The organism is Allobosea sp. GW821-FHT03A12 (assembly GCF_058986765.1).
In genome coordinates this window covers 386,265-412,314 of the sequence record NZ_JBYSVZ010000005.1, presented here as the reverse complement: position 1 = coordinate 412,314, position 26,050 = coordinate 386,265, and the positions used below count along the sequence as shown (strand labels likewise).

The following is a 26,050-nucleotide window of genomic DNA, read 5'->3' as shown; positions in this document are numbered from 1 at the left end:
CAAAAACCCAGTTCTCTCAAGGAGATCACCGATGAAAGCTTTCGGTAGAACCCTGGCCGCCGCGGCGTTCGCGCTGGCCGCTTCCACGGCGGCGCGCGCCCAGGAGGTCACGCTCGACGTGCTCTACGCCTTCCCGGCCTTCGCCAAGTTCCACGAGCCGATCGCCGCGGAGTTCATGAAGAAGAACCCGGGCATCAAGATCAATTTCCGGGCCCCGGCGGCGAGCTATGACGAGGGGCATCAGGCGATGCTGCGCTCGTCGGTCACCAACCAGCTGCCGGATGTCTATTATTCCGGCTTCCATCTGCTGACCGAGCTGGTCGAGACGCTCGACAAGCGCAAGCAGGTCGTCGACCTCGGCGAACTGCTCAAGGCCGAACCGGAAGCCTGGCGCAAGGCCAACTACTCGGACGCGCTGCTCTCGCTCGGCCAGGCCAATGGCAAGCAGGCGGGCCTCGCCTTCAACGCCTCGACCCCGCTGATGTACTTCAACGCCGAGCTGGTGAAGAAGGCCGGCGGGGATCCCGAGAAGATGCCCGACAACTGGGCCGACACCATCGCGCTCGCCAAGAAGATCCGCATCGCCGATGTCGCCGGCCTCGCCTACAACATCCATGACTGGCCGGATGACTGGCTCTGGCGTGGCATCGTCCAGCAGGGCGGCCATACCCTGCTCGACGCCAGCGGCAAGAAGGTCGCCTTCGGCGGCGATGTCGGCCTGAAGGCGCTGGAGACGCTGCGCAGCCTGGTCACCGAAGACGGCATGCCGCTGATCGACTGGGATCAGTCGCGCCAGCAGTTCATCGCCGGCAAGATCGGCATCTTCTTCGACACGCCGGCCCGCCTGCGCCAGGTCACCGACCTCGTCGGCGAGCGCTTCACGCTGAAGACCGCCCTCTTCCCGGTCGACGACAAGGCCAAAGGCACGCTGCCGACCGGCGGCAATGCGGCGATCATCACCGCCAAGGACCCGGCCAAGCAGAAGGCGGCCTGGGAGTTCGTGAAGTTCGTCACGGGCCCGGAGGCGCAGAAGATCGTCGTCGAGACCTCGGGCTACATGCCGACCAATCTGCGTGCCGGCGAGGACGCCTTCCTCGGCCCGTTCTACAAGGACAACGCCAATTTCCGCACGATCAACGGCCAGGTGAACCGCGCCTCGCCCTGGCAGGGCTATCCGGGCGGCAACTCGGTCCGCATCTGGCGCCAGCAGCGCGAGGTGATCGCCGGCGTGATGCGCGGCGAGATCCAGCCCAAGGCCGGCATCGAGCGCATGGTCTCCGAGACCGAAGCGCTGATGAAGTGAGCGTATCGCTCTGACGCATTGATACCGCCGCCCGGTGCTTTCGCGCTGGGCGGCTCTTCGTTTTATAGCCATTGGATAGAAGCACGATGATCATCGCCCAGCTCAGCGATTTCCACGCCAGGCCGCATGGCCGCCCGGCCTATGGCATCGTCGACACCAATGCCGCAATCGAGAGCGCCGTCGATGCCGTGCTGGCGCTCGATCCGGCGCCGGATTGCGTGCTGGTCACCGGCGACCTCGCCGATTGCGGCCTCGCCGAGGAATACGCGATCGTCCGCGCCGCGCTGCGGCGATTGCCGATGCCGGTCTATGTCCTGCCCGGCAACCACGACCGGCGCGAGAGCTTCGCCGAGGCGCTCGGCGCGGACTACGCCTACCTGCCGAAGGCCGGCTTCCTGCACTACACCGTCGAGGATTTCCCAGTCCGTCTGATCGGGCTCGACACGGTCATCGCCGGCGAGGATGGCGGCGAAATCTGTGCCGAGCGCGAGGCCTGGCTGGCCGAGCGCCTGCGCGAAGGACAGGGGCGCCCGACGCTGATCCTCATGCACCATCCGCCCTTCGCTGTCGGGGTCGACGGCATGGATGTGATCCCCTGCCGTGTCTCCGCGAGCTTTTCCGCGCTGATCGCCGCTCATCCCGAGGTCGAGCGCGTGCTCTGCGGCCATTACCACAGGCCGATCCAGCGGCGCTTCGCTGGAACGATCGGCTATGTCGCGCCAGGGACAGCGCATCAGGTCGCGCTCGATCTGCGTCCCGGCACGGAGAACTGGTTCATCATGGAGCCGCCGGCTTTTGCCGTGCATGCCTGGCGCCCGGAGACTGGCATCGTCAGCCATCTCCAGCCGATCGGCGATTACGGCCCGCGCCGGCCCTTCGTGCTCGACCCCGCCTATCCCGGCAAGCCGCAGGTCGCCGATGCCTGAGCCGCGCCTTCTCGCATTGCTCGACCAGTCGGCCGCGATCGCACGGCAGGCGGCCGAGCTGCTGGTCCGCATGCAGGGCGGCGACCTTTCCGTCGCTCGCAAGGACTTTCGCGATGTCGTGACGGCTGCCGATCTCGCCTCAGAACGGCTGGTCATCGACGGCCTCAGGCAGCTGACGCCCGAGGCGGCGATCCTCTCCGAGGAAGCTGGGTTCTCCGGCTCGGAGGTAGCGCCGCGCTGGATCATCGACCCGCTCGACGGCACGGTGAACTATGCCGGCGGCCTGCCCTGGTTCTCGGTCACCATGGCCTATCAGGAAGAGGGTCGCACACTGCTAGGCCTGACTCATGCGCCGCTGGCCGGGCTCGTCGCGCATTATGCAGAAGGCGGCGTCGCGACCGTCAACGACCGCCGTGTCGCCGTCTCGGCGACGACGAGCCTGGCCGATGCCGTGGTCTCGATCTGCCTGACCTCGCATTACGCGCCGGAGGATTTGGAGCGGACCAACGCCGTCATCCGCCGGCTGTCCGGCCTGTGCCGGGGCGTGCGTATCCTGGTCTCGGGCGGGCTGGAGATGTCGCTGGTCGCAGCCGGGCGCCTCGACGCCTTCATCGGGCTCAAGGCCGACATCGTCTCGCATGCGGCGGCGATGCCATTGGTTCGTGCCGGCGGTGGCAAGGTCACGACCGTCGCCGGCGTGGATTCGCGCGACGAGGACCTGGAGAAGGTCGTCAGCAACGGCCTGATCCATGACGAGCTGCTCGACGCGATCCGCGCCGCCTGAAGCCGTCAGTGCAGAGCGAGTACGGCAGCCGCAGCCTGCTCGTCGGTGATCAGCACCGAGGCGAGCCTGCCCTTCAGGGCGGCGGCGATGACCGCGGCCTTGTTGCTGCCGCCCGACGCCAGGATCGCGGTCGGGATGCGCGTCAGCGCCTCCAGCGGCAGCGCGATGGCGCGGCGGTTGATCGGATGGTCGAGCGGCTTGCCGTCCTTGTCGATGAACTGGCCGAGCAAGTCGCCGACCGCGCCCTGGGCCGTCAGTTCGGCGATGTCGAGATCGCGCGGCAAGCCATAGCGCACCAGCAACGAGCGCTCGCTCATGTCGCCGGCGCTGAGGATCGAGACGTCGGTGGCGCGGATGCGGGCGAACGCCTCCTCGAACACGTCCTGCGCCAGGATGGTGTCGCGCGATTGCGGCGTGCCGGCATAGATCGGGGCAGCCAGGTAATGGCACTGCGCCTGCCAGAGCCGGGCAAACTGGCTGGCGATCTCGAAGGTGTTGAGCTCGATGCCATAGGTCAGCCCGCCCATCATCGAGGTGACGTCGAGCTCGCGGAACTGGCCGGGCCGGATATGCCGGATCGTCTCGCGCAGCGTGCTGCCCCAGCCGACGCCGAAGACGCCGGACTGGCGCTCCTCGATGATCCGCGAGACGAACTCGCCGGCGGCCCGGCCAATCTGGGCCGGCACCTGAGCAAGGTCGTCGGGCGTCGGCACCACCACGGCGTCCTGCAGTCCGAAAGTCTCGACCAGCGCACGCTCGAGCCGGACGCAGCTTTCGAGCCGCGAGTTGATGGTGATGTTGACCAGACCGCTGCCGCGCGCCTCGACCAGCAGCCGGTTGACCCGCAGCCGCGTCATCTTCAGCCGGTCGGCGATCTCCGCCTGGGTCAGCCCCTCCATGTAGTACAGCCAGGCGGCTCTCACCTGGGTCTGGGCGTCTTCCGGCATCGCGGGTCCTTCTGTCGGGCTATCGAGCGTTATATCGCGCCGGCCGCTCCCTACAACCGAGGGCTGTCGGCTTGCTGTTTTCACCTTGACCGAAACCAATGTAAATAAGAGAATACATTTGTTAATCTGAGTGTCGATTACGCCGGAGTGCCGTCCCGAAATGTCCCATGCCGTGTTCCTGCATGCCGCCGGCGATGCGCGCGTCGCGCCCTTCAATCTGCGCGAGGGCGCGCCGGGCGAAACGCTGATCGACGTCGCCGCCGTCGGGCTCTGCGGCAGCGACCTGCACTATTACAAGGATGGCGGCATCGGCTCGGCCGTGATCGCAACGCCCTTCGTGCCGGGGCATGAGTTCAGCGGCTGGCTGACCGAGGATCTGCCCGAGCTCGGCCTGGCGCGCGGCTCGCTCGTCGCTGTCGATCCCAATCAGGCCTGCGGCCATTGCGAGCATTGCCGCGAGGGACATCCCAATCTCTGTCCCGAGGTCGTCTTCATCGGCGCGCCGCCTAATGACGGCGCGATGACCGAACGGATCTGGGTGCCGACATCGCAAATCGTCCCGGTTCCGCAGCATTTCACCCCGAGCGATGCAGTCATGCTGGAGCCGCTCGGCGTCGCCATCCATGCCGTCGATCTGGCGAAGCCACGCCTGCTCGAGCGCGTCGCGCTGCTCGGCTGCGGGCCGATCGGCCTGCTGATCCTGCAGGTGCTGCGGACGGTCGGTGTCGGCGAGATCCTGGTCTGCGATCCGCAACCGCATCGGCGTGCCCTCGCGCTGAAGCTGGGCGCCAGCAAGGCCGGCGAGAGCGTCGCCGACGTCGCGAAATGGACCGATGGCGAAGGGCTGCCTCTGGTGATCGAGGCGACCAATGCGCCGGAAGGGTTTCGCGACGCCGTGCGCGCCGCGCGGATCGGCGGGCGCGTCGTGCTGGTCGGTATCCCCGATGGCGACAGCTATGTCGTGCCGGCGGCGGAGACGCGCCGGCGCGGGCTGACGATCAAATTCTCGCGCCGCATGGGGCATGTCTATCCGCGCGCGATCGAGCTGGTGGCGCTCGGCAAGGTCGATGTCGAAGCGGTCGTCAGCCATCGTTTCGGGCTGGATGAAGGACCGGAAGCGTTCCGTCGCCATGCCGCCAACGAAGCGGGTATGGTCAAGAGCCTGATCTATCCCGGCGGCCCCGCGGCGCGCCGGCGCTGATTGTCACCTTGCGCCACCGGCAGCCGCCATGAGTTATGTCGGCATCGATCTCGGCACGTCCTCGGTCAAGGCCGTCCTGGTCGATGACCGACAGCGCATACTTGCCAGCGCCACGGCTGAACTCTCCCTACAGCGGCCGCGGCAACTCTGGTCGGAGCAGGACCCGGCGGACTGGGTCAGCGCGACATTGGCGGCCTTGCGGCGGTTGCGCGATGCCGACCTCCCCGCCTTTCGCGCCTGTCGCGGCATCGGCTTGTCCGGACAGATGCATGGCGCCGTCCTTCTCGACGATGCAGACCAGCCGCTGCGGCCCTGCATTCTCTGGAACGATGGCCGCTCGGCTGCGCAATGCGCCGAGCTGGAAGCGGCCGAGCCGGCTTCCCGCGCGATCACCGGCAATATCGCCATGCCGGGCTTCACCGCGCCGAAGCTCGCCTGGGTCCGTCGTCACGAGCCGGAGATCTTCCGAAGGACGCGTAAGGTCCTGTTGCCGAAGGCCTATCTCAGGCTCGTCCTGACCGGCGAGACGATCGAGGAGATGTCGGACGCCTCCGGAACGCTCTGGCTCGATGTCGGCGCCCGCGACTGGTCCGACCGGATGTTGGCGGCGACGGGCCTCGATCGCAGCCAGATGCCGGCCCTCGTCGAAGGTTCGCAGCCCGCCGGGCGGATGCGCGCCGAGCTCAGCCGCGAGCTCGGTTTCGACGCGCCGCCGCTTTTCGCGGGCGGGGCTGGCGACAACGCCGCCGGCGCCATTGGCCTGGGCGCGATCGAGCCGGGCGACTGCTTCCTCTCGCTCGGGACCTCCGGGGTGCTCTGGCGCACGACCGAGAGGTTCGAACCGCGGGCCGAGAGCGCCGTGCATGCCTTCTGCCATGCCGTGCCGGACCGCTGGCACCAGATGTCCGTGCATCTCTCGGCGGCAGCGAGCCTGCGCTGGTGGGCCGGAATCACCGGCTGCGACGAGGCCGCGCTGCTGGCGCCCCTCGGTGGTCGCGCCGGCCGCCCCTCCCCGACGCTGTTCACGCCCTATCTCTCCGGCGAGCGTACCCCTCATAACGATCCGCAGATGCTGGGCAGCTTCACTCGCCTGGCGCACGAGACCGATCGGGACGCAATGACCCAGGCCGTGCTGGAGGGCGTCGCCTTCGCCTTCCGCGATGGCAAGCTCGCGCTCGAAGGCGCAGGCGCCGCGATCGAACGGGCGCTGGTCATCGGCGGCGGCTCGCGGTCCGATCTGTGGCTGTCGATCCTCGCCAATGTGCTCGGCATTCCGCTCGAGCGTCACGCCGACGGAAACCACGGTGCGGCCTTCGGCGCAGCGCGGCTGGCGCGGCTCGCCTGCACGGGCGAACCCATGCGTGACGTCTGCCGGAAGCCGGCAGGCGAGGCGCGGCGCTTCGAGCCCGAACCAAATCATGTGTCCGCCTATGACCGGCATTACCTGATCTGGCAGCAGGCCGCTCGCGACAGCCAGGGACTGCGCTGATCGGTCGAAGGATTTGACAGGAATCCGAGCAGATGTTCTTGATAGGAGCATCTAATCGATTTTTGTTGACTCCATGCGCCACCGACCCCGCCAGTTCGACCTCGTCATCCTCGATTGCGACGGCGTGCTCGTCGACAGCGAGACCATCAGTTGCCGGATCCTGGCCGAGCTTCTCTCGCCGCTCGATCCCGACTACGATCTGCCCCATGTGATGCGGCGCTATCTCGGCCGGCCGGCGAATGCGGTGATCGGGGACTATGAGCGAATGACGGGCCGTCCCGCCCCCGAGAGCTTCACGCGGGATTGGCGCGCCCGGCTGTTTTCGGCCTTCCGGGCGGATTTGCAGGCGATCGCCGGCGTGCGCGCCGCGGTCGAAGCCTTCGATGCCGATTATTGCGTCGCGTCCTCCAGCGACGAGGAGCGCATCGAGCTCTGCCTGCGCCAGACCGGCCTCTGGGATCTATTCGAGGGGCGGATCTTCAGCACCACGCGCGTGAAGCGCGGCAAGCCCGCCCCCGATCTCTTCCTGCTGGCGGCATCCGAGCGCGGCGCCGCGCCAGAGCGCTGCCTGGTGATCGAGGATAGCGTCAGCGGCGTGAAGGCGGCCAAGGCTGCAGGCATGACCGCGTTCGGGCTCGCCGCGGGCAGCCATTTCGCAGTGCTCGACCAGCGCAGCGCCCTGATGGAAGCCGGGGCAGACCGATTGCTCGGCTCCTGGCGCGAACTGGCGATGCAGGACGCGGATTGACGGCATGGCCGACGGAGACAATGCACGCCTCGACGACGCAGCCCGCGCCGGCTGGCTGTACTACATCGCCGGCAGGACCCAGGAAGACATCGCCCAGATCCTGAACATCTCGCGGCCGGCAGCGCAGCGTCTCGTCTCGCTCTGCCGAACCGAGGGGCTGATCAGCTTCAGGATGAACCACCCGATCGCGGACTGCATGGACCTTGCCGCGCGCCTGCGCGACCGCTTCGAATTGCAGCATTGCGATATCGCGCCGGCCGACGGCTCGGCCGACACGGCAGCCTCAGGCGTCGCCTCGCTCGGCGGCCTGCTGATCGAGCGCTGGCTGCGCTCGCGCAAGTCGCTGGTGATGGCGCTCGGCACAGGCCGCTCGATGCGCGCCAGCATCGAGCGCGTCTCGCCGATGTCCTGCCCGCTGCATCGGCTGGTCTCCCTCGTCGGCACGATCTCGCCGGACGGCTCGGCGAGCCGGTTCGACACGCTGGTCAAGCTGGCGGAGATCACCAAAGCCCAGCATTTCCCGATGCCGCTGCCGCTCTATGTCTCGAGCGCCGAAGAGCGGGCGCAATTGATCGAGATCGAGTCGGTCCGGCGGATTCGCGCCATCGCCGGCGAGGCCGATCTCTGGCTGATGGGCATCAGCCAGATCGGCGACGACGCGGTGCTCTATCGCGACGGCTTCATGACCCGCAGCGAATTGCTCGAGCTGGTTCGCGCCGGGGCCGTCGGCGAAGTGACCGGCTGGGCGTTCGATGCCGAGGGCAGGATCCTCGACCAGGGCCTGAACCAGCGCGTCACCAGCGTGCCGCCGGAGCCGGGCAGCGACCGATTGCGCATCTGCATTGCTCACGGCACCGCGAAGGTGCCGCCGCTGCGAGCCGCCCTCGCCGGCCGCATCGTCAACGGCCTGATCACAGACGAAGACACCGCGCGCGCCCTCCTGGCCGACTGAGCCCCCTCCATCCTGATCGATCTGGTGTCGGCACGCCTGCTCGCGCCGTCATCGCCCTGTCATGGCCGGTTGACATAGGAAGGCGATGTGCGAGCATATGCTTCAACAAAGAGCATATGCTCACATAACGCCACGAGGGAGGCTTTCATGCGACCTATCCATGCGGTGCTGGCAGGTGCGGGTGCCCTGCTGCTGGCGGGCCTGTCGACGGCCCGGGCAGCGACCGAGATCGAATTCTGGCATGCGATGAGCGGCGCCCTCGGCGAGCGCGTCGACGAGGTCGTCAAGAAGTTCAACGACTCGCAGAAGGACTATGTCGTCAAGGCGATCGCCAAGGGCACCTATGACGAGGTGCTGAACGGCACGATCGCCGCCTACCGGGCCAAGCGCCAGCCGGAGATCGTCCAGTCGAACGAGCGTTCCTTCCTGACCATGGTCAATTCCGGGGCGATCGTCCCGACGGCCGAGCTGATGGCCGGGCAGGGCTACAAGGTCGACTGGTCGAACTTCATCAAGCCGGTGGTCAGCTACTACGCGATAGACGGCAAGCTGCAGGCGATGCCGTTCAATTCCTCGACGCCAATCCTGTTTTACAACCGCGATCACTTCAAAGCGGCCGGCTTCGACAAGCCCGGCGCGACCTGGCAGGAGCTCGAGCCGCAGCTCGATGCGATCAAGGCCAAGGGCGTCTCGAAATGCGCGATGGTGCTGCCCGGCGACTATGAGTGGAGCTTCCTCGAGAACTATAGCGCGGTGAACGACATCCCGTATGCGACCAGGCGCAACGGTCTGGACGGGCTCGACGCCACCTTCGTCTTCAACAAGGGCAAGCTCGTCGGCCAGGTCGAGCGCATGAAGCGCCTGGTCAGTTCGGGCGTGATGCAGATCGCTGGGCAAGGCGTCATCCCGGTCCAGCTCTTCACCTCGGGCGAGTGCTCGACCATCATCGCTTCGACCGCCGCTCACGCCGCCGTGGTCGCCGCCGCCAAGTTCGACTGGAGCGCGACCGAATTGCCCTATGAGCAGGGTGTGACGCCGAAGAACAGCGTCATCGGCGGCGCCGCGCTCTGGACGCTGAAGGGCCACACGCCGGAGAAGTACAAGGCGGTCGCCGCCTTCTATAATTTCCTGGCGCAGACCGACACGCAGGTCTGGTGGCACCAGGCGACGGGCTATGTGCCGGTGACGGTCGCCGCCTACGAGGCCGCCAAGGCGCAGGGCTATTACGACAAGAGCCCAACGCGGGCGATCGCCGTCGTCCAGCTGATGCGCGGCACGCCCAGCGACAACTCGCTCGGCTTCCGGATCGGCAACAGCAACCAGATCAATGTCGCGATCATGGAGGAGGTTTCGGCCGCCTTCCTCGGCCGCAAGCCGGTGCAGCAGGCGCTCGACGACGCAGTCAATCGCGGCAACGAAGCGCTGCGCCGCTACGAGCAGCTCAATGCTGGCAAGAAATAGCGAAGGCCTCGCGCTGCCGGCCAACGCAGACGCGCGGCGTCTGCGTTGGCCGCTGCGGCGGCGAGCGGCCGCTCCGATCAGGGGCGGCCAGGCGGAAAGCGGGCTGAAGCGCGCGCATTTCAGCGGCAGCTGGCTGCCGTTCTGGCTGCTGGCGCCGCAGCTCTTCATCCTGCTGCTGTTCTTCTTCATCCCCTCGGTGCGGGCATTGCTCCAGGCCTTCCAGCTCACCGACCCGTTCGGCGCGACGACGCAATGGGTCGGCTTCCAGAATTTCGAGCGTCTCTTCCGCAGCGGCGTCTACTGGTCGTCCGCGCAGGTGACGCTGCTCTTCACGCTCGCACAGAACCTGCTGACCCTGTCGGCCGCGCTCGTGCTCGCCTTCGCGACCAACCATATCGCGCGCGGCCGTGGCGCCTACCGCACCATCCTGCTGCTGCCCTATGCGATCGCGCCGGCGATCGCCGGCATCATGCTGGCCTTCCTGTTCAATCCTCGTGTCGGCCCGGTCGCGCAGATGCTGCAGGGGCTCGGCTTCGACTGGGATCCGAACCGCAATTCCGGTCACGCGCTGGCGCTGATCGTCATGGCCGCCTCGTGGAAGCACATCTGCTACAACTACATCTTCCTGGTCGCGGCCCTGCTCTCCGTGCCGCAATCGATCCTGGAATCGGCCTATCTCGATGGCGCCGGGCCGATCCAGCGCTTCCTGCGCATCTGCCTGCCGATGATCTCGCCTACCCTATTCTTCCTGGTGGTGATCAACTTCGTCTATGGCCTGTTCGAGACCTTCGCGATCGTCGATGCGACGACCCGCGGCGGACCGGCGGGTTCCACCTCGATCCTGGTCTACAAGGTCTACCAGGACGGCTTCGTCACGCTCGATCTCGGCTCCTCGGCGGCGCAATCGGTCGTCCTGATGGCGCTGGCGCTCGCGCTCACCTTCGCGCAGTTCCGCTTCATCGAGCGGCGCGTGAACTACAGCGTCTAGAGGCTGTTAGGGACCATGAACGAGCGCACACCCGTCCTTGACTTCGTCTGCCACGCCATCCTGGTGCTGGGCGCGGCGATCGTCTGCCTGCCGATCTACTTCGTCTTCGTCACCGGCTCGCAATCGCAGCAGGAGATCATGCAGGTACCGCTCTCCTGGCTGCCGGGCGACCAGTTCCTCGCGAACATGCAGACCGTGCTGAGCAGCGCGAAATTCGGCAAGCTGCTGCTCAATTCCTTCGTCGTCGCCTGCGGCATCACGCTCGGCAAGCTCGCGGTCTCGCTGATCGCCGCCTTCGCCGTCACCTATTTCCGCTTTCCGTTCCGGCTCACCGCGTTCTGGCTGATCTTCATGTCGCTGATGCTGCCGATCGAGGTGCGGATCGTGCCGACCTATGAATCGGCCGCCAATGTCGCGCTGCCGCTCAATATCCTCGGCGGCTGGCTGGGCTGGCAGGCGCTGATCGATCTCGACTGGAACCTGGTCAACACCTATTCCGGCCTGATCCTGCCATTGATCGCCTCGGCGACCGCGACCTTCCTGTTCCGGCAGTTCTTCCTGACTTTGCCGGACGAACTCTGCGAGGCCGCGCGCATCGACGGCGCCAGCCCCTGGCAGTTCTTCCGCTTGATCCTGCTGCCGCTGTCGCGCTCCAACATCGTGGCGCTGGCGATCATCCTCTTCCTGATGGGCTGGAACCAGTATCTCTGGCCGCTCCTCCTCACCACCGATCCCGACATGGCAACCGCCGTGATCGGGCTGAAGAAACTGATGCCGCAGAGCGACTCGCTGCCGACCTGGCATGTGCTGATGAACGCGGCCTTCCTCACCATGCTGCCGCCGACCATCGTGATCCTGCTGCTCCAGCGCTGGTTCGTGAAGGGACTGGTCGAGAGCGGCAAATAGCCAACGCATCTCTCTGACGACGGGACTTCGACCATGCGGATCATCGGGCATCGCGGCGCGCGCAACCTCTGGGCCGAGAACAGCCTCTCCGGCTTCAGGAATACCCGCGACCTCAAGGTCGATGCGGTCGAGCTCGACGTGCATCTGTCCGGCGACGGCGAGATCATGGTGATCCACGACCCGCTGCTCGACCGCACCACCGATCACAAGGGGCCGATCGACAGGCTCGACCGCGAGGCGCTGCGCAAGATCCGGCTGCGCGACACGCTCGGCGAGACGATCCCGACCTTACCTGCCGTGCTCGATGTCTTCGGTCCCACCGGGATCGAGCTCGAGATCGAGATGAAGATGAACGCCTTCGGCAGCCCCTATCCCGGCCTGCTCGACAAGGTGATCACGCTGGTCGAGGAACGCGGGCTGTCCTCGCGCGTGGTGCTGACCTGCTTCGTGCCGGAGGTGATCGAGGAGATCAAGGCGAAGGCGCCACAGATGCGCCGTCTCGCCTCGGTGGACCGGCGCTCCTGCGAGGCCTATGGCGGCATCGAGCGAACGCTGAAGCGGTTCGTCGATCTCGGTTGCATCATCGCTGTCGAGCAATCGCTGCTGCGCCTCACGCTCGACCAGGCGCTCGGCATCGTCGGGCGCGAGCGCCTCGGCGTCTGGGTGCCGAACACGGTCGGCGACATCGACTTCTGGCTCGGCCAGCCCGTGTCGCAGATCACTAGCGACCGGCCGGATCTCGTCATCCAGCTGGCCGCCGCCCGGGCCAGGTGACGCCGATGGCGGTCAGGCTCTCGCATGCGACGCTGGCCGGCATCACCGGCCCTGTCGCGGTCCCCGGCTATCGGCCAGGCGAGCTCTCGCCCGGCATCGTCCATATCGGCGTCGGCAATTTCCACCGCGCGCATCAGGCCGTCTATCTCGACGAGCTCTTCGAGCGGGGCCTCGATCGCGACTGGGCGCTGATCGGCACCGGGGTGCGCGAGAGCGACGCCGAGATGCGGGCCGATCTTGCGGCGCAGGATTTCCTGACCACTGTCGTGGCACAGGAGGCCTCGTCCTCGCAGGCGCGCATCATCGCGCCGATGCTCGATTTCGTTGCGCCGGGGGACACCAACGCCATTCTGGCGTGGCTCGCCGATCCACGCACCCGCATCGTCTCGCTGACCGTCACCGAGGGCGGCTATTATGTCGATCCGGCGAGCCAGGCTTTCGCAGCCGATCACCCGGAGATCGTCGCCGACGCGACCGATCGGTTGCAACGCCCGAAGACGGCCTTCGGCCTCATCGCCGCCGCGCTGTTGCAGCGTCGCGCTGCCGGCATCGCGCCCTTCACGGTGATGTCCTGCGACAACCTCCCAGGCAACGGCCATGTCGCCGAGGCAACGGTCGCAGGGCTCGTCGAGCTGGTCGATCGCTCCGACGCGGCCTGGATCAGGGAGAACGTCGCGTTTCCGAATGGGATGGTCGATCGGATCACGCCGGCGACCACGCAGCGAGAGCGCGATAGCCTGCAGGCCGAGTTCGGCATCGACGATCGCCGCCCGGTCTTCTGCGAGGATTTCCGGCAATGGGTTCTGGAGGACCGTTTTCCAGCCGGCAGGCCGAGGCTCGAGGAGGTTGGTGTGCTGTTCGTTGCGGATGTCGCTCCGTTCGAACTGATGAAGATCCGTATCCTCAATGGCGGCCATGCGGCGATCGCCTACCCGGCCGGCCTGCTCGACATCCACTACGTCCACGAAGCGCTGGCGGACGAGCAGATCGCACGGTTTCTGTCAGCGCTGCTCGACGCCGAGGTTATCCCGACGGTGCCGCCGGTGCCGAAGACCGATCTGCACCAGTACAAGCGAACGATCGAGCGGCGCTTCGCCAATCCGAAGATCGGCGACACGATCCGGCGTCTGTGCCTCGACGGCTCGAACCGCCAGCCGAAATTCATCCTGCCGACGATACGCGATGCGCTGAAGGCCGGGCGCACCATCGACGGGCTCGCGCTCGTCTGCGCCCTGTGGTGCCGCTACTGCTATGGCGAGACGGAGACCGGGCAGCCGATCGCGCCGAACGACCCGATCTGGCCGCGGCTGACGATGCAGGCGCGGCAGGCCAGGCTCGCGCCGGAGGTCTGGCTCGCCATGCAGGATATCTATGGCGACCTGGGCGACGACCGGCGCTTCCGAGAGGCGTTCAGCCGGGCATTGGAGGGAATCTGGAAGTTTGGAACGCGCCCGAGCATTGACGGCTATCTCGCCTCGCTCGGTTCGTGACATGTGCGGTTGGCCGACCGATCCACGGCTTGGGCTCGGGGGCCCGGCCGAAAGCCGCCTTTCCCGAGATCAGCGATGGGCCAAAACGAGAACTCCGTACCTTTTTGCGGAGGTAGAAGATCTACGCGAACCAGGCAGCGTGCTTGAATTCCCGGGCTCAGAGCCAGTTCATCCAGCGAGCTCATGAATTCGATCGTTTTGAACGCTGAAGTATCGAGAATTTAGATCGGGCGCACGCGCAGAGTGCTGATTCTCACTACAATATCGGTCGCCGTTCTCACCCAGAACAGAAGTTCAAACCCGGAGCCAGGAGCGCGTCTGCGCGAACCGGCCGCAAGGCCACCTTATCGGAGCCGTGAGCGAAGCGAACTGGCGGAAGATAGAAAGAATGGCGGAGACGGAGGGATTCGAACCCTCGATACCCTTGTGGGGTATGCTCATTTAGCAAACGAGTGCCTTCAGCCTCTCGGCCACGTCTCCGTTGGAAGGCTCTATGCCCGATCCCAACCCGCTTTGACAAGCCATCCCGACGATCGATCGACAAACATCCAATAGATCGCGCCGATCAGGCGGCTTCAATGGCCGGCGACGCGGTCGATGCGCTCGATCCAGGCCATCGCCTCGTCGAGCGTCGGGAAGACCGGCCCCGGCATCTGCGCATCCTCGGCCTCGTTCAGGCCGAAACGGATGCCATAGCCATCCGCCTCGCGCCGAATCGCGATCAGGGAGGGCTTGGCGAAAGACGGCTTGGCGGTGAATGCGTCGGCGGCTGGCATGGGCGGATCCCGTTGGGTCGCCGGACTGAACGGCCCAGCGCCTGAACGGTTCCCGAACGGCGCGTTCAGGAGAGCGCACCGTCATTGCGAGAAGCGTTAGCGACGAAGCAATCCAGGGGCGGCAGCGCTCTACGCCCTCCTGGATTGCTTCGCTGCGCTCGCAATGACGGGAAGACGAAAAAGGGCCCGCGGCGTGCCGCAGGCCCCTTCCCTCGCGTCTCGAAGCGCGTTCGTCAGTCGGCGGCAACGATCTTGCCGGCGTCCCACTTGTACATGGAGAAGCTCGGCGAGCTCAGATCGCCGGTCTTGCCATAGGTCAGCGTGCCGATCGCGGTCTTGACCTCGAGACCGGCCTTCAGAGCCTTGGCGACCGCATCGGCCTTGGCGTCCTTGCCGACCTTCTCGATGCCGGCCTTGAGCACTTCGACGGCGGCATAGGCGTTGAGCGTGAAAGCCTCGGGCGGGATGCCCTTCTCCTTCAGCACCGCCACCGCCTCGGCCGAGGCCGGGTTCTTCAGCGCGTCGGTCGCGTTGGTGAAGAGCGTGCCGGCCGCGGTGTCGCCGCCGATCGCCCAGAGCTCGGTATTCGAAAGGCCCTCGCCGCCGATGATCGTCGCCTTGACGCCGGCATCGTGCAGCTGGCGGGCGAGCAGGCCGCCCTCGGGATGGTAGCCGCCGAAATAGATCAGCTCGGCATTGGCGGACTTCAGGCGGGTGATCACGGCCGCCAAGTCCTTCTCGCCCGGATTCAGGGTGAGATAGGCGACCTCGGTGATGCCGCCCGCATTGATGCCCTTCTTGAAGGAATCGGCGAGGCCTTTGCCATAGGTGCCCTTGTCGTGGACGATGGCGACTTTCTTGGCCTTCAGGTTCTTCAGGACGTAGTTGGCGGCGACCTCGGCCTGCTGGTCGTCGCGGCCGCAGGTGCGGAAGATGTTGCCGAGGCCGCGGCTGGTCAGGGCCGGCGAGGTCGCGGTCGGCGTCACCATCAGCACGCCGCTTTCGGCGAAGACGTCGGAGGCCGCCATGGCGACACCCGAGGTCACGGGACCGACGACGAAGCGGACCTTGTCGCCGACCAGGAGGTTGGCGGCCGAGACGCCCTGCTTGGGATCGCCGGCATCGTCGGCGAGCTTCAGGACGACCTTCTCGCCGCCGATGCCGCCCTTCTTGTTGATGGCGTCGACGGCGGCCTGGGCGCCGTTCTTGACCTGCTCGCCATAGGCGGCGACGGCGCCGGTCAGCGGCGCGAGCAGGCCGATGGTGATGTCGGCGCGCGCCGGCGCGCCCGCGAACACCGCCGCGGCGAAGGCCGCGCCCATCAGGAACTGGGCTTTGAGCGTCATGTGCGTCTCCTCGTGAACCATACAATCATTGCGTGCGACCCGATCCGTGGATCGCCTGCGACCTGTATAGGCCAGAGCGAGCCCCCGCGGCACTGCGTGGCGCGTTTCTGAGCAGATGCAAAAATGCATGGCAGGCATGGCTGGGCCGCACCGGCGCGGCTCAGAGCCACCAGAAAGCCTGTGCCAGTTGGACGACACCCGCACCGAGTATGACGCCGCCGGTCGCGCAGGCGACGCGCTCGCCGGCCGATGCGAGCCGCTCGGCGGTGATCGCCAGTGTGACGACGGCCATGCCGCGCAGGTCCATCACGCCGCCGACGAGCAGCAAGGTGATCAGCCCGGCGCAGGAAGCGCAGCAGGCGAGGCCGAGCCGCAGCCCCTGCCCGATCGCGGCAACTCCGCCGACGCGATGCACAGCAGCATTCGCGCTATGGCTGAGCATCACTTGCTTCCAGCGCGATGACTGAAAGAGACCGGCTGCGATCACGGCAAGACCGGCAACGATTGGCACGGCACGAGCCAGAAGCGGCCAGCGCAGCGCGACCTCCAGCAGGAGCGCGCCGCCGATGAAGACCGCCAGGCCGAGCCCGGTCCAGACAAGGAGATAAGCGAGACCGGCGAGCGCAGCGAACAGGCCCGGCTGGGCCTCGCCGGCTTGCGCGGCATGCTCGCGCATTCGCCAGAGCACCGGTGCAAGCGAGGGCAGCATCATCGCAGTCATCATGATCGCCCACATGCCGAGGAAGGCTCCGGCGGCAGCAGGCCAGGAGCCGCCGCAGAGCGGCGTCCAGGCTGTCGACATCGACCAGCCGCCGGCCATCGGCACCTCGCCCATCTCGGCCATGGCGCGGCCGATCGCGATGGTCGCAGTCGTGCTGGCGATGAACAGCACAATGCAGACGGCGAGGAAGGTGTGGCCTGCAGCGACGACGGAGACGCCGGACGGGATGCCCGGCGCTCCGCGGTCAGCATGCGCTCGGGGGCTCAGGCACAGCATGATTGGGCCGTCGCGGCAGAAGGCGCCGGGTAGGCATCACGGAGGCGCCACCAAGGCCCGTTCGGCTCGTTGCGGCCCTTGGGCGCACGGTCGAGCCAGGGATACATGCTCCAGATCGCGTCCATGCCGCGGGCATAGCTGGAGTAGGTGTGGTAGATCGCGCCATCCTCGCGGATGAAGGCGCTCATCCCCGGCCGCTCGCGCATATAGCCTCCCGGGGTCGTGCCGCTCTGCACGGCGAGCGCGGAAACGATGCCGTTGCTGCTCCAGTCGATCTGCGGCTCGCGCTGGAAATTGTAGTCGACCGCGCCCTGCCGCTCCTGCTCCTCCGTGAAGGAGGCGCTGAAGTCGAAGTTGAAGTCGCCCGTCGCCGAGGAGGCCCAGGGGAAGCTCCAGCCCATGCGTCGCTTGAAGGCGACGAGCTTGTCGAGCGAGGCCAGCGACACCGCGGTCAGCGTCACATCGTGATTGGCGAGATGGACGTGAATGCCGTTGAAGCCGTCGGCGATCAGCGAGCAGGACGGGCAGCCGGCGGCAAAATCCGGCCCGAACATGAAGTGGTAGATCAGCAGCTGCGAGCGCCCGGCGAAGAGATCGGCGAGCCCGACCTGCCCCGTCTCAGTGGTGAAACGATAATCCTTGTCGACCTTGACCCAGGGCAGCGCCTGGCGCTGACGCGCCACGGCGTCGCTCTGATGAGTCAGCGCCTTCTCGGCGGCAAGCAGGTCGAGCCTTGCCTTGAGCCAGTCCTCGCGGGTTCCGATTGTGTGAGCCGTCATGATGCTTGCTCCTGTCGTCGGTTGACATTCGCCGCCCGCCGTTTCGCGATGCGGCGTCGGGAACAGGGGTAGGCCCCGGACGGTTTGGAGCGGGAGTGACAAGTTTGGCGGGATTTCGGGCGGCATGGACTCGCTGATCACGGCGGCCGGACGGGCCCTGGCGGCGGGCGACCCGTTCGGGGCGCTCAACCGCGTCGCGCTACGCGAGGATGCGCCGGCGCTGGCGCTGCGCGGCATCGCCATGGCGCAGCTCGGCGACCTCGCCAGGGCCAAGGTGCTGCTCAAGCGCGCCGGCCAGGGTTTCGGCGCAAAGGAACCGGTGGCGCGAGCGCGCTGCATCCTGGCCGAGGCCGAGATCGCCCTGGTCTCGCGCGACCTGTCCTGGCCGGTGAAGGCGCTCGACGCGGCGCGTGCCGTGCTCGAAGCCCATGGCGACCACCTCAACGCCGCCCATGCCCGCACCATCGAGGTGCGCCGGCTGCTGCTGATCGGCCGGCTCGGCGAGGCCGAGCGCCTGCTTGCCGGCTTCGATGAGAGCCCACTGCCACCGGCGCTGGAGGCGGCGCGCGCGCTCGCGATCGGCGGCATCGCGCTCAGGCGGCTGCAGGAGGAGCCGGCCCAAGCGGCCTTCGTGCTGGCGGCGGAAGCGGCGGCGCGTGCCCGCATCCCGGCGCTCGCGGCCGAGGTCGAAGCCGCGGCGCGCGTGCTGGAGGCGCCGGCGGCGCGATTGATCGTCCGAGGCGAGGAGCGCCCGCTGATGCTGGGCGAGGTCGCGGCACTGCTCGCCTCGGGCAGCTTCGTCGTCGATGCCTGCCGCAATGTCGTGCGCGAAGCCGATAAGGCTGTGCCGCTGGCGACACGGCCGGTGCTGTTCGCCCTCGCCCGCGCCCTCGCCGAAGCCTGGCCGGCGGATGTCTCGCGCGAAGACCTGCTGAGACGGGCCTTTCGGGCCAAGGAGGCTGACGAGTCGCATCGCGCTCGCTTGCGGGTCGAGATCGGGCGATTACGCGCCGAGCTGCACGGGATCGCCGAGATCAGTGCGACGCAGCGCGGCTTTGCCCTGAAGCCACGCCGGGCGCGCGAGGTCGCGGTGCTGGCGCAGCCGCTGGAGGAGACCCATGCCGATGTGCTCGCGCTGCTCGCTGATGGCGAGGCCTGGTCGAGCTCCGCGCTGGCGCTGGCGCTCGGCACCAGCCAGCGCAACATGCAGCGTGCGCTCGACACGCTGGCGCAGACCGGCAAGATCCAGTCCTTCGGCAAGGCGCGGGCGCGGCGCTGGCTGACGCCGCCGGTGCCTGGTTTCCCGACAGCCTTGTTACTCCCGGCTCCGCTGCCGGATGGCTAGACCTCGTCCCGGTCCAACCGAACAGAGGAGATCATCATGACCAGGACAGCCACGATCGTCCGCGAATACGGCCCCTTCCCCGGCATCGAGGCCGTGCACGGCGTCAGCTATGACGGCAGACAAGTCTGGTTCGCCTCGGGCGACAAGCTCAACGCGCTCGATCCGGAAAGCGGCGAGACGACCCGCAGCCTCGACATCCCCGCCCATGCCGGCACCGCCTTCGACGGCAAGCACCTCTACCAGATCGCCGAAGATCGCATCCAGAAGATCGATCCGGACAGCGGAAAGGTGCTCTCGACCATCCCCGCACCGGCCGGCGGCGCCGATTCAGGCCTCGCCTGGGCGGAAGGCACGCTCTGGGTCGGGCACTATCGCGAGCGCCAGATTCACCAGATCGACCCGGAGAACGGCAAGGTGCTGCGCACGCTGCAATCCAACCGCTTCGTCACCGGCGTGACCTGGAGCGATGGCGAGCTCTGGCACGCGACCTGGGAGGACGACGAGAGCGAGATCCGCCGGGTCGACCCTAAGAGCGGCGAAGTGCTCGACGCCATGCGCATGCCGGAAGGCACCTTCGTCGCCGGCATGGAGGCCGGCGGCGACCGCTTCTATTGCGGCGGCGGCAAGACCGGCGTGGTCAGGGCGGTAGCCCGGCGCTGATGCAGGTCAGCGGGCGACGCGGCCACGCTGCCGCGCCCCGTTCGGCAGGCGACAGAAGCAGACCGCACCGGCCCGGGCCCGGCTCGGGGCGGCGCAGGCCCGGCGCGGGGTCTTGCAATAGGCGACGATGGCTCGCCGGGGCGAGGGATCGTCGACCGCTCCGTAGCGCGGCATATAGATCGGGTTGGACGAGCGCGGCGCGCCCCGCGGCGTCCCGCCATAGTCGACCGGTGGGCCGGCGCCGGGAATGCCGCCCGCTCCGGGCGCATGCAGCCTGATATCGGGCTGGTTGTCGAAGATCGAGGGCGGCCCCAGGCCCTGGCTTGGCCCGCCCGGGCTCAGCGGCGCATTGCCGGGCGTGCCGATCTGGGCGAGCGCGGGATGGGCGAGCAGCAATGCGGCCAGGGCCGGCATCGTCCATGTCCAAGACATCATCATCTCTCGCCTCCCTCCCGACACTGCGCCGAGCAGTAATCCCATAGGATTAGTTCGAGCGACCTAAATCTTTCACTCGAATAGAATAAAATCAAGTCAATACCGCGTGCTATTGCTCAACGTGCCGGCATGGCCGTGTCCAAATACCTTGAACACGTCATCCCGAAAGACATCGTTTTGCGCTGGGCGGCCGCAAGACCTCCCGGGCGGGAGGCACGTCATGCGATACCTGCAGAGCAAAATCTTTATTGCGGGACTTCTCGCGACCACATCGACTTTTGCTTATGCCCAAGGCGCGAGTCCATGGCCCGAATATCATGAGGGCTTCACAGTCGACGGCAGCCCGACACCACAGCCCCGCAACGGCTGCGAACGCAGGCTCATCAGAGACAATTGGCTGTGGGAATGCAATGCCGCGGCCCGCGACAACCCGTTTCGCCCGAGCGCATCCGGGTCCGGCTCGAGCGCATCGGATACAGGCGGCGTGCGCTACTACAACGCGGTGTCGCCGACCGGGCGCAGGACGCGGGCACCGAGCCGGGACTGCGTGGTCGTGCAGTCCGAGCGTGACCAGCTGTGGGCCTGTCCGCCGCTCGCCACCGCGTCGATCAGCGCCACGGCCGCAGCACCGCAGGGCACCGCGGCTGGCAATGTCCAATATTACAATGTCATCGCCTCCAATGGCAGGCGCACGCGCGCGCCCAGCGCCGGCTGCACCGTGGTTCAGCAGGGCGGAAGTCAATACTGGGCCTGTCCGCCCCTGACGACCGGGGCCCTGTCCTCCGGTGGGCCGAGCAGCGATTCGAACGCTGGAGGCAATGGCCGCAACGGAAGTGACGGCTTTGGCGGTGGCGCTGGAGGCGGCTCCAACGATGGCTCGAGCGGCGGCTCCGCAAGCAATAATGGCGGTGGTGGCCAGGGCGGTGGCGGTCAAGGCAGCGGCGGTGGCGGCGGTGGCGGTGGCAGCGGCAGCGGTGGCGGCGGTGGCGGCAGCGGCGGTGGCGGCAGCGGCGGCAGCGGCGGAGGTAGCGGCGGCGGTGGCGGCGGCAGCGGCGGCGGTCACGGTGGTGGCGGCCATGGCGGAGGCGGTCACGGTGGCGGCGGCCATGGCGGAGGCGGCCACGGTGGTGGCGGCCACGGCGGAGGCGGTCACGGTGGCGGCGGCCATGGCGGAGGCGGCCACGGTGGTGGCGGCCACGGCGGAGGCGGCCACGGTGGTGGCGGCCATGGCGGAGGCGGCCACGGTGATGGCGGTCACGGCGGAGGCGGCCACGGAGGCGGCGGCCACGGCGGTAATGGCGGCGGTGGAGGCCACGGAGGCGGTGGTCACGGTGGCGGCGGCGGTCACGGTGGTGGCAACGGCGGCAATGGTGGCGGCGGCCACGGCGGTAATGGCGGCGGTCACGGCGGTGGCGGCGGAGGCCATGGCGGCGGCGGCCACGGTGGTGGCAACGGCGGCAATGGCGGAGGCGGCCACGGCGGTAATGGCGGCGGTGGAGGCCACGGAGGCGGCGGTCACGGCGGTGGTGGCGGAGGCCATGGCGGCGGCGGCCACGGCGGCGGCGGCGGTCATGGTGGTGGCAATAGCGGCAATGGCGGCGGAGGCCACGGGGGCGGCGGCGGCCAGGGCGGCAATGGCGGAGGCGGCGGCCACGGCGGTGGCGGCAACGGTGGTGGCAACGGCGGCAATGGTGGTGGAGGCCACGGAGGCGGCGGCGGCCAGGGCGGTAATGGCGGAGGCGGTGGCCACGGCGGTGGCGGTAACGGCGGTGGCCACGGCGGCGGAGGCGGCGGTGGCGGCGGTGGCGGCGGTGGCGGCACTGGCAGCGACGGCAGCCAAGCCCGTTGAGGGAGCAACGCTATCCGGCCGGGCTGCACACCAGCCCGGCCGAATCATGCATGCCCGCAGATGGATAGCGGGCATAACCTCGGCCCGCAGTCGGCGCAGAGCGACTCGATCAGCTGTCCGGGCCCGGCCTCGCGAAACAGCCAGCCTCGGCGGCCGAGCAGCTCAGTGCCGATACGGACGGCGGGTCGCAGCGGTCACGACGACCGTGCCGCCGTCGATCGCTTCCCAGGCGCGGGGATTGGCTTGCGACATGCGGGTGAAGAACAGGTACCCGGTTTGGGTCCAGGGCAGGACGCGGGAGGTCTTGTTGTCGAGAACAAGATCCCCCTCGGAGGTCGTCGCCATCAGCACCGCATGTCCCTCGCCCGCAGGCGTGCCGACGACCGCGATCAGCAGGGCCGAGGACGGCCAGCCGCGCTCGATCAGCTGCTTGCGCTTCAGCAGCGCAAAATCCTCGCAATCCCCCTTCCCGTCGGTCGGGATGCTCCAGACATCCTCGCGGCCATGATGCTCCCGGTCGGACATCTCCGTGATCGTGGAGTTCACCCGCGCATTGACCTCCTGCAGGTCGCGTTGGTGCTCCGGCGTCATCAGCACCTGCCGCGTCGGGGCGCCGGAGCGGCGGCATTCCGCCGGGTTCTTCGCGCAGAAATCCAGGAATGCCGGCGGCGGCGATGCCGGCCCGCGGGTCCTCGCCGCGAGTTGCTGCGCCTGGGCAGAGGCCGGCAATGTCCCAGCCAGCAACGCGACGCCGAGTGCCCATGCGGCAATGAAGGCAGGCGTCGTCATGGTCGAAACCACATCGTCATGGTCCGCCTTGCAGGGAGGAGAGCGCGGGTACGGCAGTCGGAAGGATGGGCGCCTTTGCTTAAGAAAGACGGCAATTCTGTGATGAGAAATGACGGGAGATTCGCGCTGCCGCGGCAAGGCTGAAGGCGCACGATCAACAGAATTCGCAGCGCGCGGCATTGCGCGCGAGGTAAGAATTTTGCCTCAATGAACTGATTTTACTTAAGAAAATGCCTTACGCCAGCGGGCAAAGCGAAGCGTTCGGCAGGACGGTTTTCAGCCGGATCAGACGGCTCAGCCGCTGCTGTCCTGCGCTCGCTCCGGCCTGCCGGCCCGGCGCTCGATCGAATGATCGACGATCAGCAAGCCCAGGGCGAGCACGGTCGCCGACAGCACGATCGCATGGTCGCCGAGCCCGGCGGCGCAGCCGAGCGCCGCCGTGACCCAGATCGCCGCTGCCGTGGTCAGGCCCTGCGGCGTCGCATGGCCCTTGCGCAGCACGATGACGCCGGCGCCGAGAAAGCCGATGCCGGTGAGGAGCCCCTGCACGACGCGGCTGGCGGCGTCGATCTGGTGCGGCTCGCCGAAGATGGTCGCGGCGGCAGACGTGCCGAGTCCAACGAGCCCGAAGGTGCGAATGCCGGCAGCGCGCTGCTTGCCGGTGCGCTCCCAGCCGACGACGATCCCGGCCGCCATTCCGGCCAGCAGGCGCAGCAAGAGGTCGGCCTCGCCCCAGATGTCGAAACTCAGCCCATCGAAGCTCATGGCGCCCTCCCCGCAGCGATTGCCCGCCGGACCTGAACGCGCGAGAGAGCAAGGTGTTGCCGCGCATGGTTCATGCGCCGAGATCACCGCATCCAAGCAAGGTTCGACAGATGCCCTACACCGACCCGCTCGAACCGATGCTCGACCGCGCAGAAGAGCTGCGCCAGGAGATCGCCAGCCGTCTCGTCGAGGAAGCCGGTGCCCCGCGACCGCCTTCCCTGTCGGCAGATCACCTCGCCGCCGCCGACGAAGCGATCGCCGCCTGGAGCGAGCTCGGCGAGGAGGAGCAGGACCAGCGCGCCTTCCGGCCGATCGGGCCGCTGCAGCAATTGCTGGCCGAGCACCAGGAGATGATCGAGCGCATCGCCGAGTTGCAGGACAGGCGCCTCTCCTGACAGCCCGGCAGGGATCATGACGTCGCATGTTGCAGCACCCCCGCCGAAATGCGACTCTGACGGAGAGGTTGCGAGCTGGGGTCGCGCCATGCGGTTCGGCAGTGTGCGGACGGGACTGTGGCGCCGCCGGAGGGCCTGGAGCCGGCTGCTCCTGCTCGTCCTCGGATTGCTGCTCGCGGCCTCCCCCGCCCTCGCGCAGCAGGAGCGGCGCGTCGCCCTGATCGTCGGCGTCGGCGGCTATCGCAACGTGCCGGCGCTCGCCAACCCGCCGAACGACGCCCGCGACCTCGGCGCGGTGCTCGAGCGCCTTGGCTTCGAGACGGAAACGCTGGTCGACCCCGACCGGCTGGCGCTGGAAGCCGGTGTCAGGCGGCTCGGCCAGCGCGCCCGCGGCGCCGACGCGGCGTTCTTCTTCTTCGCCGGCCACGGGCTGGAGGCCTCCGGGCGCAACTGGCTCCTGCCGGCGCCCGCGGAGATCCGCAGCGACCGCGACCTGCGCTTCGAGGCGCTCGACCTCGACAGCGTGCTCGAACAGCTCGACGGCGCCGCGCGGCTCTCGATCCTCGTCCTCGACGCCTGCCGCGACAATCCCTTCCGCAAGCGCCTGCAGGCCTCGGGCCGCGGCGCGCCGGCGGCCTCCGGGCTCGGCCAGGCGAGCGCGACGGTCGGGACGCTGCTCGCCTTCGCGACAGCACCCGGCACGGTGGCCGATGACGGCCGCGGCCGGAACAGCCCGTTCACCACTGCGCTGCTGAAGCGCATCGAGACGCCGGGCCTGGAGATCCGCCAGCTCATGGCCGAGGTGCGGCGCGAGGTCCGGGAGGCGACGCAAGGGCGCCAGGTGCCCTGGGAGAACTCCGCCCTGGAGGGCAGCTTCTATTTCCGCGCCGCGGCTACCTCTGCGCCGGCTCCCGCGGCGGCAACCCCTTCCACCGCCACGGCATCGGCGGCCAGCGCTCCTGCCGCGGGCACAGCGGCTCCCGGCGCCGAGACGGTGTTCTGGGAAAGCGTGCGCGCCAGCCGCAACCCGGCCGATCTGCGCGCCTATCTGGCGCGCTTCCCGAGCGGCGTCTTCGCCTCGCTGGCGCGCAACCGGCTGGAGGAGCTGGAGCGCAATCGCTCGCCCGAGCTGCGCCGTCCCGACACGAACAGCGCGGCGGCGCCCGATCCGGCGACGCCGGAAGGGCGGGAGGCGCTGCTGCTCAGCGTGCTGGGCCTGGACCATCCGGTCCCCCGCGGACGCTTCGAAGCGCAAGGGCGCGCCTTTCAGGCCTATCAGGACAGCAAGCAGCACCGCGCCATCGCCGTGTCACCGAAGCAGCAGCGAAGCTTTCGTGTCTCCGACAGCCCCTCGGCCGCGGCCGCCGGGGAGCTGGTCCTCGAGCGCTGCCAGCTTCGCAATGATGAGCCCTGCATCCTGTTCGCCGTGAACGAGACCATCCGCATGCCCCAGTCCGGTGGCGAGTGGCCACGCCGGGACATGGAGCGGTTGCACTATCAGGGCGCCTATCGCCCCGAGAAGGTGCCGGCGATCACGGCGGAACGACGCAAGGAAGCGGACATCGCGGGCTATGCCCGGGCGCGCGAACCGAAGGCGATGGCGATCCATCCGCTCGGCCGCATCTTCGTCAAGACCGGGGCGAGCAGCGCCTTCGCGGCCGAGACCGAGGCCTTGAAGATCTGCAACGACGACCCGGCCCGCGATGGGGCGACCGGCTCCTGCCTCCTCTACGCCGCCGGCAACACCGTGGTGCTGCCTGGCCACCACACCGCGCCGCTCGCCGCCGATCCTGCACAGGCATCGACACCGGCCAGCGGCCGCTGAGGCTTGGTCAAGCGCATGTCCGGTCCGCGCGACGGGTCTTTCGACATGACGGCTTCCCGCGGCGCAGCGGTCGCGGCAGGATCGCCGTGACTTCCGGAATCGCTGCTCGCGAGGGCAGCT

25 protein-coding genes and 1 tRNA gene are annotated in these 26,050 nt (G+C 68.0%); 16 read left to right on the top strand and 10 right to left on the bottom strand.

Annotated features, from left to right (window positions below; all coding sequences use genetic code 11):
- Positions 1-31: 31 nt before the first annotated feature.
- From AC3WLC_RS20625 to AC3WLC_RS20615, 3 genes are all read left to right on the top strand, one after another.
- On the top strand, positions 32-1,303 hold the full coding sequence (locus AC3WLC_RS20625) for an ABC transporter substrate-binding protein (protein WP_493685781.1): 1,272 nt from the start codon (positions 32-34) through the stop codon (positions 1,301-1,303).
- A gap of 86 nt (positions 1,304-1,389) precedes the next feature.
- Positions 1,390-2,229 carry a phosphodiesterase gene (locus tag AC3WLC_RS20620; RefSeq protein ID WP_493685780.1) on the top strand — a complete coding sequence of 280 codons (840 nt, stop codon included), beginning with the start codon at positions 1,390-1,392 and terminating at the stop codon, positions 2,227-2,229.
- Positions 2,222-3,013, top strand: coding sequence for an inositol monophosphatase family protein (locus tag AC3WLC_RS20615; RefSeq protein WP_493685779.1), 792 nt, complete (start codon positions 2,222-2,224; stop codon positions 3,011-3,013). Before AC3WLC_RS20620 ends, AC3WLC_RS20615 begins: the two co-directional genes overlap by 8 nt.
- Positions 3,014-3,018: 5 nt before the next feature.
- On the opposite strand, the gene AC3WLC_RS20610 is transcribed toward AC3WLC_RS20615, so the two are convergent.
- A complete protein-coding gene (locus AC3WLC_RS20610) occupies positions 3,019-3,960 on the bottom strand; it encodes a sugar-binding transcriptional regulator (protein WP_493685778.1) in 942 nt (313 codons plus the stop codon).
- A 160-nt stretch (positions 3,961-4,120) separates the two neighbouring features.
- On the opposite strand from AC3WLC_RS20610, the gene AC3WLC_RS20605 reads away from it, so the two are divergent.
- From AC3WLC_RS20605 to AC3WLC_RS20565, 9 genes are all read left to right on the top strand, one after another.
- Complete coding sequence (locus AC3WLC_RS20605; RefSeq protein ID WP_493685777.1) at positions 4,121-5,161, top strand: zinc-dependent alcohol dehydrogenase; 1,041 nt, start codon at positions 4,121-4,123, stop codon at positions 5,159-5,161.
- A gap of 28 nt (positions 5,162-5,189) precedes the next feature.
- Entirely contained in the window at positions 5,190-6,650 is a 1,461-nt protein-coding gene (xylB, locus tag AC3WLC_RS20600; RefSeq protein WP_493685776.1) for a xylulokinase, read from the top strand.
- Positions 6,651-6,723: 73 nt separating this feature from the next.
- Positions 6,724-7,398, top strand: coding sequence for an HAD family hydrolase (locus tag AC3WLC_RS20595; RefSeq protein ID WP_493685775.1), 675 nt, complete (start codon positions 6,724-6,726; stop codon positions 7,396-7,398).
- Between the two features lie 4 nt (positions 7,399-7,402).
- Positions 7,403-8,350 (top strand): sugar-binding transcriptional regulator, encoded by a 948-nt coding sequence (locus AC3WLC_RS20590; protein WP_493685774.1) that lies wholly within the window; start codon positions 7,403-7,405, stop codon positions 8,348-8,350.
- A gap of 147 nt (positions 8,351-8,497) precedes the next feature.
- The gene (locus AC3WLC_RS20585) at positions 8,498-9,811 is read left to right on the top strand and encodes an extracellular solute-binding protein (protein ID WP_493685773.1); all 1,314 of its coding nucleotides are present in this window, start codon (positions 8,498-8,500) and stop codon (positions 9,809-9,811) included.
- Positions 9,795-10,799, top strand: coding sequence for an ABC transporter permease subunit (locus AC3WLC_RS20580; RefSeq protein ID WP_493685772.1), 1,005 nt, complete (start codon positions 9,795-9,797; stop codon positions 10,797-10,799). Before AC3WLC_RS20585 ends, AC3WLC_RS20580 begins: the two co-directional genes overlap by 17 nt.
- Before the next feature lie 15 nt (positions 10,800-10,814).
- A complete protein-coding gene (gene ugpE / locus AC3WLC_RS20575; RefSeq protein ID WP_493685771.1) occupies positions 10,815-11,705 on the top strand; it encodes a sn-glycerol-3-phosphate ABC transporter permease UgpE in 891 nt (296 codons plus the stop codon).
- A gap of 33 nt (positions 11,706-11,738) precedes the next feature.
- Entirely contained in the window at positions 11,739-12,479 is a 741-nt protein-coding gene (locus tag AC3WLC_RS20570; protein WP_493685770.1) for a glycerophosphodiester phosphodiesterase family protein, read from the top strand.
- A gap of 5 nt (positions 12,480-12,484) precedes the next feature.
- Positions 12,485-13,969, top strand: a complete 1,485-nt coding sequence (locus tag AC3WLC_RS20565; RefSeq protein WP_493685768.1) for a mannitol dehydrogenase family protein — start codon at positions 12,485-12,487, stop codon at positions 13,967-13,969.
- Between the two features lie 389 nt (positions 13,970-14,358).
- Here the strand turns inward: AC3WLC_RS20565 and AC3WLC_RS20560 are convergent.
- The 5 genes from AC3WLC_RS20560 to AC3WLC_RS20540 all read right to left on the bottom strand — a co-directional run bounded on the left by AC3WLC_RS20560 (position 14,359) and on the right by AC3WLC_RS20540 (position 17,867).
- Positions 14,359-14,449: transfer RNA gene (locus AC3WLC_RS20560), tRNA-Ser, on the bottom strand.
- 95 nt (positions 14,450-14,544) lie between these two features.
- Positions 14,545-14,745: a hypothetical protein gene (locus tag AC3WLC_RS20555; RefSeq protein WP_493685767.1), complete on the bottom strand. Its 201-nt coding sequence runs from the start codon at positions 14,743-14,745 to the stop codon at positions 14,545-14,547.
- A gap of 233 nt (positions 14,746-14,978) precedes the next feature.
- A complete protein-coding gene (locus tag AC3WLC_RS20550; RefSeq protein ID WP_493685766.1) occupies positions 14,979-16,091 on the bottom strand; it encodes a branched-chain amino acid ABC transporter substrate-binding protein in 1,113 nt (370 codons plus the stop codon).
- 160 nt (positions 16,092-16,251) lie between these two features.
- A complete protein-coding gene (locus AC3WLC_RS20545; RefSeq protein WP_493685765.1) occupies positions 16,252-17,088 on the bottom strand; it encodes a DUF2182 domain-containing protein in 837 nt (278 codons plus the stop codon).
- Entirely contained in the window at positions 17,076-17,867 is a 792-nt protein-coding gene (locus tag AC3WLC_RS20540; protein ID WP_493685764.1) for a DUF899 domain-containing protein, read from the bottom strand. The genes AC3WLC_RS20545 and AC3WLC_RS20540 overlap by 13 nt, the downstream gene beginning before the upstream one ends.
- Positions 17,868-17,991: 124 nt before the next feature.
- Between AC3WLC_RS20540 and AC3WLC_RS20535 the strand changes: the two genes are divergently transcribed.
- Together AC3WLC_RS20535 and AC3WLC_RS20530 are read left to right on the top strand one after the other, a co-directional pair.
- Positions 17,992-19,212 (top strand): helix-turn-helix domain-containing protein, encoded by a 1,221-nt coding sequence (locus AC3WLC_RS20535; RefSeq protein ID WP_493685763.1) that lies wholly within the window; start codon positions 17,992-17,994, stop codon positions 19,210-19,212.
- 36 nt (positions 19,213-19,248) lie between these two features.
- Positions 19,249-19,872, top strand: a complete 624-nt coding sequence (locus tag AC3WLC_RS20530; protein ID WP_493685762.1) for a Vgb family protein — start codon at positions 19,249-19,251, stop codon at positions 19,870-19,872.
- Between the two features lie 6 nt (positions 19,873-19,878).
- On the opposite strand, the gene AC3WLC_RS20525 is transcribed toward AC3WLC_RS20530, so the two are convergent.
- The 4 genes from AC3WLC_RS20525 to AC3WLC_RS20510 form a co-directional block, all read right to left on the bottom strand.
- On the bottom strand, positions 19,879-20,310 hold the full coding sequence (locus tag AC3WLC_RS20525) for a hypothetical protein (RefSeq protein ID WP_493685761.1): 432 nt from the start codon (positions 20,308-20,310) through the stop codon (positions 19,879-19,881).
- Positions 20,311-20,464: 154 nt separating this feature from the next.
- A complete protein-coding gene (locus tag AC3WLC_RS20520) occupies positions 20,465-22,147 on the bottom strand; it encodes a hypothetical protein (protein WP_493685760.1) in 1,683 nt (560 codons plus the stop codon).
- Between the two features lie 171 nt (positions 22,148-22,318).
- Positions 22,319-22,945 carry a transglutaminase-like cysteine peptidase gene (locus AC3WLC_RS20515; RefSeq protein WP_493685759.1) on the bottom strand — a complete coding sequence of 209 codons (627 nt, stop codon included), beginning with the start codon at positions 22,943-22,945 and terminating at the stop codon, positions 22,319-22,321.
- Positions 22,946-23,239: 294 nt separating this feature from the next.
- Positions 23,240-23,710 (bottom strand): MgtC/SapB family protein, encoded by a 471-nt coding sequence (locus tag AC3WLC_RS20510; RefSeq protein ID WP_493685758.1) that lies wholly within the window; start codon positions 23,708-23,710, stop codon positions 23,240-23,242.
- A 110-nt stretch (positions 23,711-23,820) separates the two neighbouring features.
- Between AC3WLC_RS20510 and AC3WLC_RS20505 the strand changes: the two genes are divergently transcribed.
- Together AC3WLC_RS20505 and AC3WLC_RS20500 are read left to right on the top strand one after the other, a co-directional pair.
- On the top strand, positions 23,821-24,105 hold the full coding sequence (locus AC3WLC_RS20505; RefSeq protein WP_493685757.1) for a hypothetical protein: 285 nt from the start codon (positions 23,821-23,823) through the stop codon (positions 24,103-24,105).
- A gap of 88 nt (positions 24,106-24,193) precedes the next feature.
- A complete protein-coding gene (locus tag AC3WLC_RS20500) occupies positions 24,194-25,930 on the top strand; it encodes a caspase family protein (protein WP_493685756.1) in 1,737 nt (578 codons plus the stop codon).
- Positions 25,931-26,050 lie beyond the last annotated feature (120 nt).